Origin of the sequence: Staphylococcus nepalensis (assembly GCF_014635045.1) — a bacterium.
Taxonomy (GTDB): Bacteria; Bacillota; Bacilli; order Staphylococcales; family Staphylococcaceae; genus Staphylococcus; species Staphylococcus nepalensis.
In genome coordinates this window covers 101,949-122,176 of the sequence record NZ_BMCF01000001.1, presented here as the reverse complement: position 1 = coordinate 122,176, position 20,228 = coordinate 101,949, and the positions used below count along the sequence as shown (strand labels likewise).

The 20,228-nt window shown below is 33.3% G+C and carries 20 protein-coding genes; 11 read left to right on the top strand and 9 right to left on the bottom strand.

What is annotated here, in order from left to right; translation table 11 throughout:
* The first annotated feature begins 154 nt into the window (after nucleotides 1-154).
* Together IEU88_RS00680 and IEU88_RS00675 are read left to right on the top strand one after the other, a co-directional pair.
* Nucleotides 155-799: an HAD family hydrolase gene (locus IEU88_RS00680; protein WP_103372784.1), complete on the top strand. Its 645-nt coding sequence runs from the start codon at nucleotides 155-157 to the stop codon at nucleotides 797-799.
* Nucleotides 800-805: 6 nt separating this feature from the next.
* Nucleotides 806-997 (top strand): hypothetical protein, encoded by a 192-nt coding sequence (locus tag IEU88_RS00675; protein WP_096808607.1) that lies wholly within the window; start codon nucleotides 806-808, stop codon nucleotides 995-997.
* 106 nt (nucleotides 998-1,103) lie between these two features.
* On the opposite strand, the gene IEU88_RS00670 is transcribed toward IEU88_RS00675, so the two are convergent.
* The 3 genes from IEU88_RS00670 to IEU88_RS00660 form a co-directional block, all read right to left on the bottom strand.
* Entirely contained in the window at nucleotides 1,104-1,289 is a 186-nt protein-coding gene (locus IEU88_RS00670) for a hypothetical protein (protein ID WP_096808608.1), read from the bottom strand.
* Entirely contained in the window at nucleotides 1,286-1,645 is a 360-nt protein-coding gene (locus IEU88_RS00665; RefSeq protein WP_103372785.1) for a hypothetical protein, read from the bottom strand. The genes IEU88_RS00670 and IEU88_RS00665 overlap by 4 nt, the downstream gene beginning before the upstream one ends.
* 104 nt (nucleotides 1,646-1,749) lie before the next feature.
* Nucleotides 1,750-2,589 (bottom strand): formate/nitrite transporter family protein, encoded by an 840-nt coding sequence (locus IEU88_RS00660; protein ID WP_103372786.1) that lies wholly within the window; start codon nucleotides 2,587-2,589, stop codon nucleotides 1,750-1,752.
* 527 nt (nucleotides 2,590-3,116) lie between these two features.
* Between IEU88_RS00660 and IEU88_RS00655 the strand changes: the two genes are divergently transcribed.
* Together IEU88_RS00655 and IEU88_RS00650 are read left to right on the top strand one after the other, a co-directional pair.
* Nucleotides 3,117-4,505 (top strand): amino acid permease, encoded by a 1,389-nt coding sequence (locus IEU88_RS00655; RefSeq protein ID WP_096808611.1) that lies wholly within the window; start codon nucleotides 3,117-3,119, stop codon nucleotides 4,503-4,505.
* A gap of 353 nt (nucleotides 4,506-4,858) precedes the next feature.
* Nucleotides 4,859-6,298 (top strand): alkaline phosphatase, encoded by a 1,440-nt coding sequence (locus IEU88_RS00650; protein ID WP_103372787.1) that lies wholly within the window; start codon nucleotides 4,859-4,861, stop codon nucleotides 6,296-6,298.
* Nucleotides 6,299-6,618: 320 nt separating this feature from the next.
* Here the strand turns inward: IEU88_RS00650 and IEU88_RS00645 are convergent, their stop codons facing one another.
* The 5 genes from IEU88_RS00645 to IEU88_RS00625 form a co-directional block, all read right to left on the bottom strand.
* The gene (locus IEU88_RS00645; protein ID WP_096808613.1) at nucleotides 6,619-7,494 is read right to left on the bottom strand and encodes a MurR/RpiR family transcriptional regulator; all 876 of its coding nucleotides are present in this window, start codon (nucleotides 7,492-7,494) and stop codon (nucleotides 6,619-6,621) included.
* A 3-nt stretch (nucleotides 7,495-7,497) separates the two neighbouring features.
* On the bottom strand, nucleotides 7,498-8,937 hold the full coding sequence (locus IEU88_RS00640) for a PTS transporter subunit EIIC (RefSeq protein ID WP_096808614.1): 1,440 nt from the start codon (nucleotides 8,935-8,937) through the stop codon (nucleotides 7,498-7,500).
* Between the two features lie 26 nt (nucleotides 8,938-8,963).
* Complete coding sequence (gene murQ, locus IEU88_RS00635) at nucleotides 8,964-9,851, bottom strand: N-acetylmuramic acid 6-phosphate etherase (RefSeq protein ID WP_103372788.1); 888 nt, start codon at nucleotides 9,849-9,851, stop codon at nucleotides 8,964-8,966.
* On the bottom strand, nucleotides 9,851-10,906 hold the full coding sequence (locus IEU88_RS00630; protein WP_103372789.1) for a MupG family TIM beta-alpha barrel fold protein: 1,056 nt from the start codon (nucleotides 10,904-10,906) through the stop codon (nucleotides 9,851-9,853). The genes murQ and IEU88_RS00630 overlap by 1 nt, the downstream gene beginning before the upstream one ends.
* A 98-nt stretch (nucleotides 10,907-11,004) precedes the next feature.
* Nucleotides 11,005-11,334, bottom strand: coding sequence for a hypothetical protein (locus tag IEU88_RS00625; RefSeq protein WP_096808617.1), 330 nt, complete (start codon nucleotides 11,332-11,334; stop codon nucleotides 11,005-11,007).
* A 119-nt stretch (nucleotides 11,335-11,453) separates the two neighbouring features.
* Here IEU88_RS00625 and IEU88_RS00620 point away from each other — a divergent pair, with 119 nt between their 5' ends.
* Nucleotides 11,454-12,185, top strand: a complete 732-nt coding sequence (locus IEU88_RS00620; RefSeq protein ID WP_096808618.1) for a CPBP family intramembrane glutamic endopeptidase — start codon at nucleotides 11,454-11,456, stop codon at nucleotides 12,183-12,185.
* Nucleotides 12,186-12,217: 32 nt separating this feature from the next.
* On the opposite strand, the gene IEU88_RS00615 is transcribed toward IEU88_RS00620, so the two are convergent.
* Entirely contained in the window at nucleotides 12,218-12,910 is a 693-nt protein-coding gene (locus IEU88_RS00615; protein ID WP_103372790.1) for a helix-turn-helix transcriptional regulator, read from the bottom strand.
* 420 nt (nucleotides 12,911-13,330) lie between these two features.
* On the opposite strand from IEU88_RS00615, the gene IEU88_RS00610 reads away from it, so the two are divergent.
* The 6 genes from IEU88_RS00610 to IEU88_RS00585 all read left to right on the top strand — a co-directional run bounded on the left by IEU88_RS00610 (nucleotide 13,331) and on the right by IEU88_RS00585 (nucleotide 20,160).
* Complete coding sequence (locus IEU88_RS00610; protein ID WP_103372791.1) at nucleotides 13,331-14,122, top strand: inositol monophosphatase family protein; 792 nt, start codon at nucleotides 13,331-13,333, stop codon at nucleotides 14,120-14,122.
* A gap of 166 nt (nucleotides 14,123-14,288) precedes the next feature.
* Entirely contained in the window at nucleotides 14,289-15,215 is a 927-nt protein-coding gene (locus tag IEU88_RS00605) for an LCP family glycopolymer transferase (protein WP_229718985.1), read from the top strand.
* A gap of 308 nt (nucleotides 15,216-15,523) precedes the next feature.
* Nucleotides 15,524-18,478, top strand: a complete 2,955-nt coding sequence (fdhF, locus tag IEU88_RS00600; protein WP_103372793.1) for a formate dehydrogenase subunit alpha — start codon at nucleotides 15,524-15,526, stop codon at nucleotides 18,476-18,478.
* On the top strand, nucleotides 18,478-18,945 hold the full coding sequence (locus IEU88_RS00595; RefSeq protein ID WP_096808623.1) for a helical membrane plugin domain-containing protein: 468 nt from the start codon (nucleotides 18,478-18,480) through the stop codon (nucleotides 18,943-18,945). Before fdhF ends, IEU88_RS00595 begins: the two co-directional genes overlap by 1 nt.
* A gap of 177 nt (nucleotides 18,946-19,122) precedes the next feature.
* Nucleotides 19,123-19,356, top strand: coding sequence for a hypothetical protein (locus IEU88_RS00590; RefSeq protein WP_096808624.1), 234 nt, complete (start codon nucleotides 19,123-19,125; stop codon nucleotides 19,354-19,356).
* A gap of 27 nt (nucleotides 19,357-19,383) precedes the next feature.
* Entirely contained in the window at nucleotides 19,384-20,160 is a 777-nt protein-coding gene (locus IEU88_RS00585) for an N-acetylglucosaminidase (RefSeq protein ID WP_096808625.1), read from the top strand.
* Nucleotides 20,161-20,228 lie beyond the last annotated feature (68 nt).

Sequence of the window (20,228 nt, the reverse complement as noted above, 5' to 3'; positions counted from 1 at the left end):
ATCATTGTCAGGGTGGGATAACGAAATCATTTTATAAAATGATTTCTGTCTCACTCTCTTTTTTGATTTCAATAATATAAAACGTGACCTTACACAGTAGTAAATATGATACACTTACAATAATATGAACTTATATATTTTGGGAGGAAAATGTATGTATAGAGCGGTTGTATTTGATTTTGACGGCACAGTGGTAGACACAGAAAAACATTTATTCGAGATTATAAATAAACATTTAAACTATTATGGTTTACAGGAAGTGACATTTGATTTTTATCGACAATCAATTGGTGGGCTTGCTTCAGCATTGCACCAGCATTTAGAAGCACAACTTGGCAAAGCACGCAAAGAAGCCATATATAAAGAACATAATGAAACAAGTGCAAATTTACCTATGGTTAAGCATATTAAGCAACTAATGGAATACTGTAAAAAGCGTCATATTCCTATGGCTATTGCTACAAGTAGTTTTAGAAATGATATTCAACCGACATTTGACCGATTGGGATTAGATACGTATATCGATGTAGTAGTTGGACGTGAGGACGTAGAAGAAATCAAACCGAGTCCTGATTTATACTTAACAGCGGTTCAAACATTAAATTATAATCCGGTTAATTGCCTAGCAATAGAAGATTCAGTCAATGGTGCTACTGCAGCTGTAAATGCAGGATTAGATGTGATTGTGAATACAAACGAAATGACAGAACAACAAGATTTTAGCCACGTTTCATATGTTGGTAAAGATTTAACCGGCACAGAAATTATCGAAAACTATTTTGAAAAAAGTAGAGGCTAATGAAATATGAATGGTTATTTAATTTTATTTTTCTTAGGCGGTCCTATTGTTCTAGCTATCGGCAATTTAGTGCTTGGTCCTATTTTTAATAAAAAAGTGCCTTTGAAAATTCAATTTAAATCGTTTATGGTTGGAAGCTTCATTTATTTACTGGGCGCGTTCGTATTATATTATTTAGTATTACAAGATCAATTTTAATAAATTAAAACCCCTGATTTGAACACTTGGATGAAAAAATGTTCAGATCAGGGGTTTATTATAAACTATGAATAGAGGAAACGATCGTGTTCCCTAAAGATAAGTATTATTTTAAGAATTGAAATATAAGCGTTACAACAACTAAAACAAGCAGAATAGCGTCAATACCTACCATAATTGCAAAACGTGGATTCTTTTCGCCTGTAGCTTTCGATTTTTTAACAGCTTTTAAATTAGGGATTAGACTTACAATTAATAAAACAACAACAACAATACCTATAAAAATACTCATGACTGATCACCACCATTTTTATTTTTTTCTGCAAATTCCCAAATATAACCAGCTATTATACCGATGATGAGTCCAACTATAATGCCTATTTTAAGTGCAGAAAACATGGCGCTAATAATAATTGCAATTAGTAATGAGATAGGAAGCGTGATTCCAAATTTATATTTTCGTTCTGGTGAGTTCACAATGGCAAAAATAAAATAATACAAGATACCAAATACGACTATGGTAAGCAGACTTCTTAAAATTAATGGGCCTGCAGAAGCATCATTACTACTAAAATAATTAATTAAGAAAAACAACACACCAAAGATAATTGCAACTGTGATTGTTCGCTTCAATAGATGTTTATTCATATTGAACTCCTTTTTAATAAAATCTATTGAGCATTATACCATATAAAGTAAGGTAACTATAATTTCATCTATTGTAAATTATACCAATGTAATCAAAATAATATTCAATATTTGGCATGCTTTTTATCTCCATGATATTGATGGTGGTCATTTAAATAAGCGTAGAATAAACCAATCACTAAGCCGCCGCCTATGTAATTACCAATACCAGCGCCAATCAGGTTAATGGCAGCTGGAATAATTGAGAAAATGTCACTTTGATAAACTATCCCACCGGCAAAAAGTACTGTATTATATACGACGTGTTCATAACCCATAAATGCAAAAATGGAGACACCAAACATCATGACAAACATTTTTGCTAAAACATCATCAATTTGCATAGCGATGACCAATGAAATATTAATAAAAAAATTAGCAAAAATACCTTTAATCATAATTGCTATAAAACCTGCGGATAATGTCTTATAATCAATCGTACTTTCTAGCTGTTGCATCATTGCAGGTGTCATAACATCTGAAGCTCGAATTAATAAAAAGAATATAAATCCGCCTAAAGCATTGCCAATAAAGCACATTATAAATATTTTCAAGACACGCATAGGGGTGATAACGCGATAATAGAGACCGACTGTAAAATACATAAAATTACTAGTTAAAAGTTCAGAATTTGTGAAAAGTATGAGCACTAATGCAAAGCTAAATGCAATAGCAGCTATTAAATTAGTTAAACCCACAGAAACACTAGGTGTTAAGGCAGCTTTAATAAGTAATACAAACACTGTGATGACACCTAAGATAAACCCTGCCATAATCGCACGCAATAAGTATCGTTTTAAATAAAAGCTTTGTAAAATATCTTTGGCTCGAATTGTTTCTACCACATGATGCACCCATGCTTTACCATAAAAAACTTTATCCCATTTAATATTTTTCTCGTTCAAAACCTTAACCTCACTTTCCGTTAATTAAAGATAGTATACTATGATATAACGTATTTGTGAAATAAATCACAAATCATTTTTGGTTTTATATAACAGGATATAGAGGAGTGAGACAAAAATCATCTTTTTCTAAAAGAGATTTAGTCTCCTTATATAGGTAAATCACACTACCAAAGAGATATTCATTTAAACGAATGACTTAAGCTTGCCGCATGCATAAGTGTTACTAAGGTTAAGCAGATTATATGAACTTGTGGCTGTACCTAAGTATCACTTTCTACTTTTTATACCAGTGATATACTGACTATAAGATGCGTTAGGGCGAAACTTAAGTATAAGGTCCCAGATGTATAAATCGAAGCAAAAATGACATTGCTTTTTACTATTAAATAAACTATAATGATAGCGTTGATGTAAGGGCTTACATTAACAAAAATAATTATTTAAATTTTTTGAATTTATAGTATAATAGCGACATAATAAGTGATTTGTTTTCACTTATATTTGAATGAGATGGGGTTTGAATGATGAATGAGACTAATGAATTACAAAGGGGACTAGGTGCACGTCAAATGAGAATGATTGCACTTGGCGGTACGATTGGTGTAGGTCTTTTTATGGGAGCGACCAGTACGATTAAATGGACTGGGCCTTCAGTTATATTTGCATATTTAATTGCGGGCTTATTTTTATTTTTAGTAATGAGAGCTATGGGAGAAATGGTATATTTACATCCAACTTCTGGTTCTTTCGCAAATTTTGCAAGTGATTACATAAACCCAGTTACAGGCTATTTAACAGCATGGAGTAATATTTTCCAGTGGGTTGTAGTAGGTATGAGTGAGGTAATTGCTGTCGGAGAATATATGAATTATTGGTTCCCTGATTTGCCTCAATGGATCCCAGGTATTATTGTAGTACTTTTATTAGCGGGAGCTAATATGGTATCAGTCAAAGCATTTGGAGAATTTGAATTTTGGTTTGCCATGATTAAAGTAGTAACAATTATCTTAATGATTATCGCTGGTTTTGGATTGATTTTCTTTGGAATTGGTAATGGTGGAGAAGCTATTGGGCTTTCTAACTTATGGGCTCATGGTGGATTTATGCCTAACGGTTGGATTGGTTTCTTCTTTGCCCTTTCAATTGTAATTGGTTCGTATCAAGGTGTTGAATTAATTGGTATTACAGCAGGAGAAACCAAAGACCCACAAAAGAATATTAAAAGTGCGGTTAACGGTGTCATTTGGCGTATATTAATTTTTTATATAGGTGCTATCTTTGTAATTGTAACTGTATACCCTTGGAACGAATTAGGAAATATTGGAAGTCCATTTGTTGCGACATTTGCAAAAGTAGGTATTACATTTGCTGCAGGACTTATTAACTTTGTCGTACTAACTGCAGCAATGTCAGGATGTAATTCTGGTATATTTAGTGCTAGTCGTATGACATTGAACTTATCTCAAAGAGGTATGCTACCTAAAAGCTTTAGTAAAGTTATGAAAAATGGTGTTCCAGTTTGGACAGTAACTGCAATTGCAGTTGGCATATTAATTGGTGCATTATTAAACGTCATTTTACCATTATTTATTAAAGGTGCAGACAGCATCTTTGTTTATGTATATAGTGCATCTATTTTGCCAGGTATGGTGCCATGGTTTATGATTTTAATCAGTCACTTAAGATTTAGAAAAAATCATCCTGAAGAGATAAAGGATCATCCGTTTAAAATGCCTGGTGGAGCAGTAACGAATTATATTACGATGGCTTTCTTTATCATGGTGCTCATCGGCATGTTATTTAATAAAGAAACAGTAGTTTCAGTTATTATTGGTATCGTATTTTTAGGATTTATGACACTATTTTACTATATGAAAGGCTACCATAAATTAAGTGACGATAAGCAACTTTAAGCAATAAGATAATTGCATACTATAATAACATTTTCAGCTGTTTTTCAAGTTATTACATGGCAGCTACAAATAATGAGGTCGAGGCAAAATAATGTCTCGGCCTTAAATGTTATTTAGGCAGTGAAGGTCATACAGAATAATGCATACCTTTAAAATTTAGATTTCTATCCTAACCTTTTTATTTGTCCATGTTATGTGCTATCTAAAAAGAGTGATTTAAAGCAGGATATAAAATTGTAAATCATGAATAATTTATTTACAAAAAATTAATCTAATCGATACATTCACTCAAAACACTTGATTTACACTTAACTTGCAGGGTCATAATACATATCAGAAGGAGTTAATCATTTATGAAATTATTAAATAAGTTAGCTACTGCAACTGTAGCAAGTGTAATGATTGCAGGCGGATCATTGGGTAGTGTACAAACAACTTATGCATCTGGCCAAAAAAGCACATCAGAAGATGCTCAAAAAACGTCAGATGTCGTGTATACGGGTAATACAGAAAACCCTAAAAATGTCATCTTTTTAGTCGGTGATGGTATGGGACCTTCATATAATGCGGCTTATCGCTATTTTGCAGATAATCCAGAAACGAAAGAAATGGAGCAAACTGCGTTTGATAAATACCACGTAGGGAGTCAACGTACAAATCCAAATGATTCGAAAGAAAATGTTACAGATTCAGCTGCAGGCGCAACTGCATTTAGTTCTGGACATAAAACTTATAATGGGGCCATTGGCGTAGATGCTGATAAAAATAAAGTCAAAACTGTTTTAGAACAAGCGAAAGAAAATGGAAAATCGACTGGCTTAGTTTCTACAGCTGAAATCACAGATGCTACACCAGCTGCTTATGCTTCACATGTAGATAGCCGAGATAAAAAGAACGAAATCGCCAAACAATTTTATAATGATAAAATTAATGGAGAACACAAAGTTGATGTATTACTTGGCGGAGGCGCGGCGTATTTTGGTAAAGATAATGATAACTTAAAAAATAAATTTAAAAAAGATGGATATGATGTAGTTACTAATAAAAATGAAATGCAAAATTCAAAAAGTAAGCAAATTTTAGGGTTATTTGCAGATAATAATATGCCTTTGCAAATTGATGCACCAGATAAAAACCCTACATTAGTAGATATGACAGATAATGCTATAAGTAAATTAAAAGGAAATGATAAAGGCTTTTTCTTAATGGTTGAAGGGGCTTCTATCGATAAAGCAGGCCATCCAAATGATATAACAGGTGTGATGTCGGAAATGGAAGGATTTGAAAAAGCATTTGAATATGCAACGAACTACGCAAAGCATAATCCAGATACACTGGTTGTAGCGACAGCAGATCATTCGACAGGTGGACTGTCTATTGCTAAAGGCGAAGATTATGTATGGAACCCAGATTCAATACATAAAATGAAGCATTCTGGTAAATACATGACTGAAGAAATTGAAAAAGGTAAAAACGTCGAAAAAGTGATTAATAAAGGCTATGGTTTCGCGATTTCAAAAAATCAAATGGATGATATAAAAGAAGAAGCTAAGAAACTGAAAGACTTTAAAAAAGACAAAGATAAATATGAAGCACAATTGCAAAAAGTTCAAGATGCAGTACAAAAACCTATTAATGATAAATCACATACAGGATGGACAACTACAGGTCATACTGGAGAGGATGTAAATACGTATGCTTATGGTCCTGGCAGTGAGAAATTTAAAGGTAACATAGATAATACAGATAATGCCAAAAATATTTTTGATATCTTTCAAAGCGATGTGAAGTAGCGGTGTAATACATTATTAACATTGATTATTTTTAATAAACTTTCAAAAGCGTTTTGAAATATAAGGATAAAAGATTCGCATAAAAACGAGCCCGAGACATCAATAATGTCTCGAGCTCTTATATTATATAGGCGTAGCGGATAAAGTGCGGCTTCTAAAGTAACACTTATACATGAACGCATGCTTATGTAATTCGCTTAACCTAACTGTTTTGATAATCTTCTTTGCTAGAGCGGGACAACGAAATCATTTTTGAAAACTGTGATTTCTGCCCTGCTCTCATTTTTTGTTTGAAATATTATAGATTAAAAAGTGATGCATCAATGCTTAAATTGAATTTTAGATAAATGCTTACGATAATTATCAAGTGCCATTTTAGATTGTGTAATGGAATCTAAAGAACGTTGATAATTTAACGCAATAAATCGATAATAAAGGATATCTACTGTAAATAATTGTGCAAATAAAGATGTTGTTGCAGCCATACGAAGTTCATTTTCATCTGTTTGACCATAAGTTAAAATATAATCCGAAATTTTGGCCACAGGGTTATCAGTAGAACTTGATATGGTAATAATGGGAATGTTGTAATCTGTGGCGACTTTGGCCATTGATTGCATTTCACTGTGAGTACCCTGATTCGTTACGAAAATAACACAATCTTGTTCATCGTGTGTAGCCATTGTAGTCATCAATAAATGTGTTTCTTGAATTAACCTTACATTTAGTCCGATTCGAGACAATTTTTGATATAAATCTGTAACGATTACGAGTGATGCACCATATCCAAATAAGAATATCGTACGCGCCTGTTTTAATGCGTCACATATATTGTCTATGTTGTGCTGCTCAATTTGGGATGCAACATAACTCATCGTATCTGTGGCTCTTGCAAGCATTTTTGATTTAATAACATCCACAGATTCATGATCTATTAGTTCCATCGAATTATTATTGATTGCATCTTCAGGCAAATAACGTGAAATTGTTATTTTAAGTTCTTGAAACCCTTTTTCAGTAATTTTTTTACTAAAACGCACAATCGAAGCTGTACTTGTATTGATTTCATTTGAAAGATCTTGAACAGACATGTTTATAATACGATGTGGTGCATTTAAAATAAAATCAGCAATTTTCTTTTCACTTTTTGTAAAAGTTCCATACATATTATCAATTTTATAAAGTACGTTGGTCATAGTTTAACCACCTAAGTTATCAGATTCTCTCATTGATTTTGTTGTACCTAAGAAGAAGGTGAAGAGGAAACCACCGATATAAGCAGCGATTAATCCAGCAATATAACCTAAATACATATGATCTGAAATCAAAGGTAATAACGAAATACCACTTGGCCCGATAGCAGTGGCACCAATATGTCCGATGCCGCCAATTACTGCTCCTCCGATGCCGCCACCAATGCACGCGGTAAAGAATGGTCTTCCAAGCGGTAATGTGACCCCATAAATCAAAGGTTCACCAATGCCTAGGAAACCTACAGGAAGCGCACCTTTAATCGCATTTCTTAGTGTAGTATTTTTCTTGCATCTTACCCAAAGTGCTAATGCGGCGCCCACTTGTCCTGCGCCAGCCATCGCGGCAATAGGTAGTAAATAAGTAGCACCAGATTGATTAATCATCTCAATATGAATAGGGGTAAATATATGATGTAATCCTAACATAACTAATGGTAGGAAGAAAGCACCGATTACAAAGCCGCTAAAGATACCACCGATATCTATAACGCCATTGACAACAGATACTAAACCATCAGATACGAAACCTGCTAAAGGCATAATAATAAATATAGTTAATAAACCTATTACAAACAGTGTGATTGTAGGTGTGACAATAATATCGATTGCATTCGGCACAATTTTATGTAATCTCTTTTCAACTAAACTTAATAACCAAACAGCAAAGATGACGCCAATAATCCCACCTTGCCCTGCTTGTAAAGGATCACCAGTGAAAATGTTAACAATCATATTCTCGTCAGTTAAACCAGTTAATAATGTTGTTCCTCCAATGACACCACCTAAACCTGGTGTCGCACCAAACTCTTTTGCCGCATTAATACCAGTAAATATTGCTAAATAAGCTAACATACCATCTTTAATTACATTAAAGACAGTGACAAGTTGTGTTATCCATTCTCCAGATATAACATTAGCTGCTAATAAGTTACTCAATACTGCGCCAATACCGCCAATTAATCCTGCACCAATAAACGCAGGTATTAAAGGTATAAAAATATTAGCAATTGTCTTTAATAATTTATTGAATTTACCTCGTTTTTGCTTACTTTGAAAAGCTTCTTTATTTTCTTTAGCCCTTGCTTCAGTCTCAGCTTTATAATTTCTTGAGTGGTGGGGGATCGTTTCACCTAAACGAACACCGCTTATTTCAGATATATGTGACGCTACTTTATTAACAGTGCCGGGGCCAACTACGATTTGGACACGGTCATCTTTCACAACACCTATAACGCCTTCAGTAGCTTTTAATTTATCATAATCGATTTTATTTTCATCAATCACTTTAATTCTAACGCGCGTCATACAGTTTATGACATTATCCATATTGTCTAGGCCACCGACTGCATCGACGATATTTTCCGCAAGTGTTTGCTCTTTAGACATCAGACAAACCTCCTATATATCAGTGTTTAATTTTTAATCGCTTGTTTAATGATATGATTATTATCTTCTAAACGCTTAGTTGCTTCCACTTTAGAGATGTCACACATATGCATGACAATAGCAATTTTTAGATTTTGATCTGCTGATTTATACAATTGTTGGGACTGTTGTTGTGAAATGTCACAGATATCTTGAATAATACGAATAGAACGGTCGATTAGTTTTTGATTTGTAGCTTTTACGTCTACCATAAGATTATCATAAACTTTACCTACGCCGACCATCGTCACAGTGGAAATCATATTGAGTATTAGTTTTTGTGCTGTACCTGATTTTAATCTCGTAGAACCAGTTAATATTTCAGGGCCTACATTCACTTCAATTGAATTGTTTGCTACTTTACTTATTTTTGCATCAGTATTACAAGCAATTGAAATAGTGTGTGCGCCTACGTCATTCGCGTATTGTAAACCGCCTATGACGTATGGCGTATGCCCACTTGCTGCTATACCAATTACGACATCCTTCTCGTTCAGATGTATATGTTGTAAATCTTCTGCTGCTAAAGGCGCACTATCTTCTGCGCCTTCGACCGCCATAGTCATTGCTTTTTGTCCTCCTGCAATTAACCCAATCACTTCATCTGAAGAAGTATTGAAAGTTGGCACACATTCAGCAGCATCAAGTACACCTAATCTGCCACTAGTGCCCGCACCCATATAAATAATGCGTCCGCCAGCTCTGAATTGCTGGGTCGTAATTTCAATAACTTTAGTTAAATTAGGAATACTTTTTCTGATTTCTTGAGGCACTTTTTGATCTTCGTCATTCATTGTTTCAAGTATTTCTTTTATTGTCATTTCATCTAAATGCATTGTGGCGTCATTTCTAGATTCGGTTGTTAAATCGCTCATCAATTTTGCTCCCTTGTTTTAAGAATAAAGTTAAAAGTATCGTTTGGTTGCATGCAATGAATTAATGCATGTTCTGATGCAATGATTTCACCAACAACATTGACATGCTGATGGGCAGGTAAATCAGTGCGTATAATTTGTAATTCACCTTGGTAGCGATGATTCAATTTATTATCTAACGTAACGCTGCCAGTTCTTCGGTGTATGGTTTGGTTAGGTTTAATGTCAAATGTACAATAATGACGTGCTTCTTGGGACCTAACAACAAGATTAGGGGCATCAGGCCTGACCGTATGTTGCTGTTGTAATATAGATGTTGCTTGTAAGTCGGATAAATTTAACGTAAAAGTAAAGTGTCTATGACATAATATACTGATTAATTGCTGCGCCGTTGTCTCATCTAGTTTAGAGTCACCGATTAAAATTTGCGTCGTCGCATTATTTAATAGTAGTTGCGCACTTTCTACAGGGTGTTTATCTCGGGTTGATTCAATTGTAGGTAACCCTTTAAAAAGAGGGCCTCGAGCGGTTGTTCCTGCGATAAATCCAAAAATAGTCGCGTTTGGATTATACTTAAGAATTAATATGTTTTGCTTATTTACAAATTGATCATCTAAACCAGTGTCAGGGCGTGGATAATAGTTATGGCAATAACATAAATAGGAAAAATCATCTAGTTGTTCATACAGTTGTCGTAGCATTGATTCGGAAAGTATACTTGCGTTCAAGCAACATTGAAAACCATGATTGATGATATCATTAATGACTTCAATAGAAGTGCTGTGGTCAATACGAATTATAAACTGCGCATGTTGATATGCTTGCAGAAACTCATAAAAAGAGTGATCCAGCAATGAAGGATTGATATCAATCATATACGTCAGATGATTGTTTGATAAATAATCTAATAGTTCTCCCAAATAGCGATATTTTGTTTTATCCTCCTCCTCAGGAATTTGGACAGATGTGAAAATCGTAGTGTATCCCAAAGAGATCATTCGTGTAATATACGATTTATCAATGGGTTGTCCTAAGTAAATAGAAAAGCCATGCATTGTTATCACTCCTATATTGCTGTAATCGATTTCATTTTACAATACATGAAAAAGTATTACAATTTTAATTTGAAAAGGGCATAGTTTTTGAAATTTTATTACAAGAAGTTGCTCAACGTTTTGTGTATATCTAATAGGTGACGTTGGATGGCTTCAATGTATTTAATTGTGTTGCCGATTGTTAATTCTTCTATTGGATGATTGCTATGTTTTACAAGAAATTGGTAGTAATTATAGTGTGGGAGTGAAAATCGTTGCATTGAAACATCTGAAAATGAGGAGAGTTCTTGGCTAATAAAATGTTCAATATCAATTTTATGTTGTGCTTTTTTTCGGTTTTGAGTTACGATTGCAAATTTATAAACTTCAATTAAATTAAGTAAGTTATGAATACGTTCTTCTAATTGATGATATTCTAAGTTATACATGAAAGACATCCTTTCTAAAATTATTTATATTAAAGTAATGAACTCATTTTTATTAAATAATGAATGATGATATTATAAGCAATATAAAATGATTAGAAATTGAAGGGAGCCTATTAAAATTGGAAAGAAGGAAATACCGTTTTAAAGATATTGTGTGGAAAGATTTTTCATTGCTTGCCATTTTAATTGCAAGTATGATCGTTTTTTCACTGCTTGGTATAGTGATTGGTTTCTTGTATATAGACAATTTATCTGAAAAAATTGCATTAAAGATAAGTGTAATTGCGCAATTACTTGCCTATTTAGTGACAGCGTGTAGCTTTTATTTTTTACATATGAATGATTTTAAATATCATTTGCGCAAAAATATAAACTTTGTAAAAAATCATTACTTATTTCTTATTATAGTGACAGTAACGATGATGGTTTGTAGCACTATATATAATACAATCATGCAATACTTACCGGATGGAATTGGGTTTAGTGAAACACAAAATGAGTTAGAATTAATGGGGCTATTTGATAAGCCTGCATTTTTGCCAGTTACATTTTTATTAATAGTTATTGGTGCCCCATTAGTTGAGGAAATATGCTTTAGACATTTATTAATAGGTGAATTAGGTAAGAAATTTAATTTCATCGCTATGGGTATTGTATCAACCATTCTTTTTTCATTGATGCATGTGGTTGGCGCAGAGTCACCGTTTGAAATAGGGAGTTATTTAATATTAGCTATTGCAATGGTATATGTTTATTTGAAATCAGGTCGTAAACTTATTGCTAGTGTAAGTCTTCATATGTTGAATAATTTGATTTCATTTATCTTTACTATAATTACCTTATATACATAAGTTTTTGATTTAAAAAAATCCCAGTGAGTTGTTTAGGACTCAGTGGGATTTAAAAATTGTTGATAATTATTAATGGTTATATCTTGTGTTTTAATCGTTTTCTCAAAAGAGTAAGAGATATCATGAATATCAACAATAGGTATTTCATTTGTTTTACCGAGACCAATTTCAAAGACGACGGCTTTCCATAATCCATCTGTGCATAATAAGCCAATAAATATCACATTTTCAGTAGCGACATTGCCATTAGTGTTATATTCCATTGCCATCACATTTCGTTCTGTACAATAGATTAAAACTTCTGAAAAAATAGGTGGTAAATCGGTGTGCGTTTGCTGATCGAATTTAATATAGCGATCGAGCTTTTTAAGTGCACGTCTCATCTTTGTGTAAGGTAGATTTAAGCACTTTTTAATGATAGCATTAATCTCTTCTTTGTAAGGAAGCGTTGTGTAAGATTGACTTTCATTCAAAATCAAGAATAAAGCAGTAAGCTGATTTTCAGTTAATTCAAGTTCATAACTATTCGGTGTTTCTTGAAGTTGATAACCGCCTAATTTTCCGTGTTTTGCTAAAATTTTCACACCTTGATCTTCTAAATCTTGAATATCTCTTAAAATTGTACGTTTCGAAACATTTAAGTTTGCTGCAAGTTCAGTAGCAGTAATTTGTTTATTGTTCTGTATTGCTTGTACCAGTTTATTTTGTCTTTCGCGTTTATTCATTAGAAAGTCACCTCCCAAATGATTACATATTACATTCATTATATCACAAAAGTGACAATGACGACATTTATAAAGTTTTTCCAAAAAAATTTAGAAAACGCTTACATTTTCTGAACCTTTATGTTAGTATAATATTTAGTAACAAGGGGGTAGCGAAAAGATGGCAAAGGGGTAGCTATTACATATAGTTTTGTTAACATCTTTTTCGTACGAGTTACTAAGCAAACATCTTCAATATTTATTACTTACTTTCCTTTCTATTTAGCCGACTAGCATAGCTAGTTGGCTTTATTTAGGTGATTGAAGATTTGTTCTGAAGGTTTGTTACGATAATAAAGTTTATATGATAAAATAAAACAAATTATACATATTAAATGAATATAATAAAAAATAGAGCGTAGTTTAAAGAGGAGGTTTCAAATGAATAAAGAAGCATTAACGAATATAGATGATTTAGTGAGACATTGGTTAACAACCTTAGATGATATTATTCCGCAATTAATAGAAGACATGGTTACCACAACAAAGCGTAATCGATTTGACCTTGTAACTAATGTAGATAAATCAATCCAACAAAATTTCGAAGATTTTTTGCATGAACATTTTCCGGAGCATCAACTTTTTGCTGAAGAAAAGTCAAATGAAGAAGTCAATGCTTACCAAGGCCATGTCTGGGTTATGGATCCGATTGATGGCACGACAAATTTAGTGAAGCAGCAAGAGGATTATTGTATTATATTAGGGTATTTCATAGATGGAGAACCAACGTTATCATATATTTATGATTACCCACATAGAAAACTTTATAAAGCAATTAAAGGGCAAGGTGCTTATATTAATAATCAGCCGTTATCCCAACCAGAAGACTTAAAATTAGAAGATGCGATTATTTCATTTAACACCTTAGTGATGAATGATGCCACGATTCATGAATTAAATAGTGCTTCGTTTGGCTATCGCTTTATTGGCTCATGTGGCTTAGATTCAACACGTGTATTTTTAGGTCAATTTGGCGCGCATGTGAATACAAATCCTAAACCTTGGGATATTGCTGCACAGTTTTTATTTGCAAAAGAACTAGGATTGAAAATGACAACATTAGACAATACTGATTTAGATTTTGCAAAAGCAGGGCCTTTTATTATTAGTAATAAAGCTTGTCATGATGAAGTTTTGAAGATTTTAAATGCAAATACAGGTTATCAAAAATAGTTTAAAATTTGTTTGTAAATGACTTCATTTAATGATAGGACTAAAGAACCGTGTTCATTCATATTAATTACTATATAATCAGTAATTAATTATAATAAAACAGAAAATTGAATATAGAATGGAGAATGAAAAGGTGAATCGTTCTGATAAATACAGTAAAAAGAAAATGGGATTACCGACAAAAATATTTTTATGGTTCTTTGGCATACTGATTATCTTAGCAATTTTAGCAGTTATTTATTTAGGATTTAAAATATTTTCTGTAGGTGGGGCAATACATAACCCGTTAGATAGAGATAAATCGTCTTTAAGAGATAAAAATGTCAATTTGAATAATGGGGATCCATTTACGATAGCTTTATTTGGTGTTGATTCAGATGCCAAGCGAGATGCTAATGGCGGGGGTCAACGTAGTGATACAATCATGGTGCTATCTATCAACCCAGATAAAAAAACAACTGAAATTGTTAGCATACCAAGAGATACGCAAGCCGATATTGTAGGTAAAGGGACAACAGAAAAAATTAATCATGCTTATGCATATGGCGGGCCTGACATGGCAGTGAAATCAGTTGAAAAATTATTAAATGTTCCAATCGATCATTATGCCACGATTGATATGGATGGCATGGAAGATATGATTGATACCGTGGGTGGTATTGAAGTTACAAGTAATGCAACTTTCTCTTATGATGGTTTTCAATTTAATGATGGGCAAAAATCGCACATGAATGGTAAGGAAGCCATGGCTTTCATTAGAAGCCGTAAAGAAGAAGGCGCTGGCGGAGATTTTGGCAGACAAGAACGTCAACAATTAGTCATACAAGGTTTAGCAAATAAGTTGACAAGTATTAGCTCAGTAACGCACTTTAATTCATTGATGAACCATGTTGAAGATAATGTTAAAACAGATTTAACTTTAGGTGAACTTAATAAAGTTAGAGGAAATTATAAAGATGCAAATGATAATGTGCACCGTCATCAATTAGAAGGACAGGGTGGTATTCAAGACGACGGTCTTTATTACTTTATACCTAGCCAAAGTTCATTAACTGAAATTGAGGCAAGCGTCAAAAATAACTTGGGCATCTGACTAAAATAAATATGTCTGATTTGATCACACAAACACCCTTCAAAGTAAACAATAAAAATACTTTGAGGGGTGTTTTTTGTCTTTTTTTATATGGAGAATGTCTTTTTTGATTAATTAATATTTAACACTATCAATTAATATTTAAATAAAACAGAGAGAAAATAGTAGAAAACCTTAACATTTTGATGAAATACCTATACAATGTAATTAACATTACCAAAAAAGTGTGGGGCTTTTAAGATGGAATGTTATTAAACATCTTTGAAGAATAAACATGGGCTTAACAAACATTAATAGGGGTGAAGAATATGCAGGAACATTTAATTATTACATTAGATGGTAAAGATTATCTTGTAGAACCCGGTACAAACTTACTACAATTTATTAAGTCACAAGATACTTTTGTACCCTCTATATGCTATAACGAATCGCTTGGTCCTATAGAAACTTGCGATACATGTACTGTCGAAATTGATGGCGAAATGCAGCGTGCTTGTAGTACGACAATAGATAGACCAATGATAGTAAATACACAAAATGATAATGTACAAACAAGCCAAAAAGAAGCATTAGACCGTATTTTAGAAAATCACATGCTATATTGTACAGTGTGTGATTATAACAACGGCGATTGCGAAATTCATAATACAATGGACCAATGGGGTTTAGAACACCAAACGTATGAATATAAAGAAAAACCATATGAAAAAGATTATGGTCCTTTCTATCGTTACGACCCAGACCAATGTATATTATGTGGACGTTGTGTTGAAGTTTGTCAAGACGTTCAAGTCAACGAAACACTGACAATTGATTGGGAACGTCAACAACCACGTGTTATTTGGGACAATGATACATCCATCAATGATTCATCATGTGTTGGATGCGGCCAATGTGCGACGGTATGTCCGTGTAATGCAATGATGGAAGTGAAGATGGAAGGAAATGCTGGTTATATGACAGATTTAGAGCCAGGTTCTCTTGCAGCTATGATTGATTTAACTAAAAAGGCAGAGCCAGGTTATGGTCCATTATTTGCTGTATCTGATTCAGAAGCAGCTATGCGTGAAGAGCGCATCGAGAAAACTAAAACTGTATGTACATATTGCGGTGTTGGTTGTTCTTTCGATGTATGGACAAAAGGTAGAGAAGTAATAAAAGTACAACCACAACATGAATCCCCAGCAAACAAAATTGCAACATGTATTAAAGGAAAATTTGGTTGGGATTATATTGATTCAGAAGAAAGATTAACTAAACCATTAGTACGTAAAAACGATCAATTTGAAGAAGTAGAGTGGGAAGAAGCACTAAAAGTAGTTTCTGAAAACTTTAAAAAAGTTAAAGCGTCTCATGGTTCAGATGCCTTAGCATTTATTTCTTCTTCTAAAGCAACTAACGAAGAATCTTACTTAATGCAAAAACTTGCTAGACAAGTCATTGGCACAAACAATGTAGATAATTGCTCTCGTTATTGTCAGGCACCAGCTACAAAAGGTTTATTTAGAACAGTAGGGCATGGCGGTGATTCTGGTTCAATTGATGACCTTGAGATTGCTGACATGGTTGTTTTAATTGGTACTAACACGGCTGAAGCACATCCAGTTATTGCTTCGCGTATTAAGCGAGGACATAAATTATATAACAATACGTTAAATGTATTTGATATACGTAAACATGAGATGGCAGAAAGAGCAGACAATTTCTATCAACCTAAACCAGGTACAGATTTAGTTTGGTTATCAGCTGTAACGAAATATATCATAGACAATGATTTACATGATAAAGCGTTCGTTGATGAATGGGTAAATGGTTTTGATGAATATTATAAATCATTAGCGCCATATACAATGGCGTTTGCAGAAGATACAACAGGTATTCCTAAAGAAGATTTAATAGACTTTGCACACCAAATGGTTAATGCGGAAACAGTTTCAATTGCATGGGCAATGGGTGTAACACAACAAGATATTGGTAGTGATACATCAACTTCAATTTCCAACTTATTGTTAGCTACAGGAAATTATAGAAAACCTGGTACTGGCGCGTATCCACTACGTGGTCATAATAACGTGCAAGGTTGTAGTGACATGGGTAGTATGCCAGATCAATTCCCTGGTTACCAAGCAGTAGCGGACGATGAAATTCGCGCTAAATTTGAAAGAGAATATGGCCAAACCTTACCAAGTGTCCCTGGTAAAGATAATCACCAAATGATGGAAGGGATTCACGAAGGAGAAATTGATGCATTATATTTATACGGTGAAGATACAGGCATCGTCGATTCAAACATCAATTATGTACAAGCAGCGCTTGAAAAAGTTGGTTTCCTTGTAGTCCAAGATGAATTTTTCACTTTCACTGCTTCATACGCTGACGTTGTTTTACCAGCGAGTCCTTCATTGGAAAAAACAGGAACATTTACAAATACTGAACGTCGTATTCAACGTTTATACCAAGCATTAGAACCTAAAGGTGAATCGAAACCAGACTGGGTAATTATTCAGGAAATTGCTAAAACATTAGGATATGATTGGAATTATACGCACCCTAGCCAAATAATGGATGAAATAGCTAGATTAACACCATCATATTCAGGTGTTAATTACGATAGATTAGAAGGATACAATAGCCTTCAATGGCCTGTAGCCGAAGATGGCACAGACCAACCAACATTGTATTTAGATGGCTTTAACTTTGAAGATGGTAAAGCGAACTTCTATCCATTAACATTTGATAACTTCTTTAAAGTTAATGAAGAATATGATTTACATGTAAATAACGGTCGTTTATTGGAACATTTCCATGAAGGAAATATGACTTATAAAGTTCCAGGCATTGCATACAAAGTGCCTCATCCGTTTGTTGAGGTTTCTCCAGAATTAGCTAAAGAAAGAGATATTCACGAAGGGGCAGAAGTTAAATTAATTTCAGACAGTGGCGAGGCAGAACTTATTGCACACGTTACAGATAGAGTGAAAGGTAAAGAAATTTATATTCCATTAAATAATGACGCAATGATAAATGGTGACCAAGGCGCTATTAACTTATTGACTAACAGCGACGTGGACAAAGATACAGACACACCTTCATATAAACGTACAAGCTGTCGTATGGAAGTTAAAACACGGAGAGGTAAATCTCCATTGAATCCAACAAACTTCCGTATCAACAAACAAAGACAACCACAATACAGTGTGCGTGTTGAAGATAAGTGGAAACGTGACGACTATACTTTCCCAGGAAGTAAGGTGAATAGGTAATGGCAGAGAGAATAACGCATATTAAACGCATGCAAAAGTCAGAAGCGCAGATTAAGCAAGAAAGTTTAGCTGAAGTAACAGACGCAATTGCAGCAAATAAGGATAGTATTATGAAAGCGATTAATATTATTAGTACTTTAGATGAAGCTAAATTACTCGATGCATTATCAGGTATGGTAAAAAGCCGAGGTGTCATTGCTAATAAATTCTCAGTAGAGTTAAATAAAGAGCAATACACTGGTCTAATTACAAATATGGCTTCACTTGTCTTTTTATTGGGTGATTTAAATGTTAATGATTTAAGCCAAATGTTAAACAAAGTAAACAAGGGCTTAAGTGTGGCTAACCAAGCGAGCCCAAATCAAAAAACATCTATCACTGGCTTGATGGGCGTACTTAAAGACGATGAGATGAACCGTAGTTTAACATATATGTTAAATATGCTTAGAGGTATGTCAAGAGAGTAAAAATAATTGAATGTAGGTATAATCAAATTGGCACTCAATGTGAAATGCTCACATGAGTGCTAATTTTTTATATTAAAAATGACATACTGAAAGATAGGCAAATATGATACAATTTCAGTTAATAGAGCGATATATTTAGAATATTTTACAAGGAGTGGAAGTCTTATTAACCCAAAAATGGTAAAAACGATGGCTATCATATCTAACATATTTTTAGTTATCGGTATTATTTTTTTAATCACTTTAAATATTGTTATGGCTATTACTATGTTTGTTGTTTCATTAGCAATCAGTTTAGTGATATTCAACACTTTATTTAGACATAAAAAGGGCATGCGCATTGCTATTAATCTTTCTTTTATTATTGTGCTTGTGGCAATTGCTTTTGCTTATTTCACACTAACTAAATAAAATGTAAAATAGGGAGTTTTTTATATAATGAATGAGCGTGTTAAACAGCGAATACCATTAATACTATTGATATTAATTATAGTAATATTTGTTATTTTGTTAGTCATAAATGAAACATCTTTGTTTGAAAAACAAAAAACGCATACATTTGATGAGGCGGTAGATAAACAAGTTGGTTCTGGTACTTTAAATATGAAAGAAAAAGATGGTAAATTTCTAAAAGCTTCAACGAAAGATGTTAGTAAAGCAATGGATGTAAACAGTGACCAAGATGATTTGAACCACATGGATATTTCTGAAAAAGTATCGTTATCTGAAGATGAAGTGAATGATATTTTAAAAAGTAAGGGCGTGTTAAAAGGAAAAGGTAAAGCTTTCCTAAAAGCGCAAGATAAATATGAAGTCAACGTTTTATATTTAATAAGCCATGCCTTAGTAGAAACAGGAAATGGTAAATCTGAATTAGCTAAAGGTATTGAAGACAATGGGAAAAAATATTATAACTTTTTTGGAATAGGTGCGTTCGATGAAAATGCTGTCCATACTGGAAGCAGTTTTGCTAAAAAACAAGCTTGGACTTCTCCCGATAAAGCAATTATGGGGGGCGCCCAATTTGTAAGAAATAATTATTTTAATAATAAGCAGATTTCTTTATATCAAATGAGATGGAATCCAAAAGAACCAGGAGAACATCAATACGCGAGTGATGTAGACTGGGATGAAAATATCGCATGGTTTATGAAACATTTCTATAAAAATTTAGGTATTAAAAAAGATGATATCAATAAAGATTATTACCTATAATGGATTCAATATAAAAAGACAATATTGTTTTATTAGTGGATTTGTTTTCTTTTTTATATGTTATTATA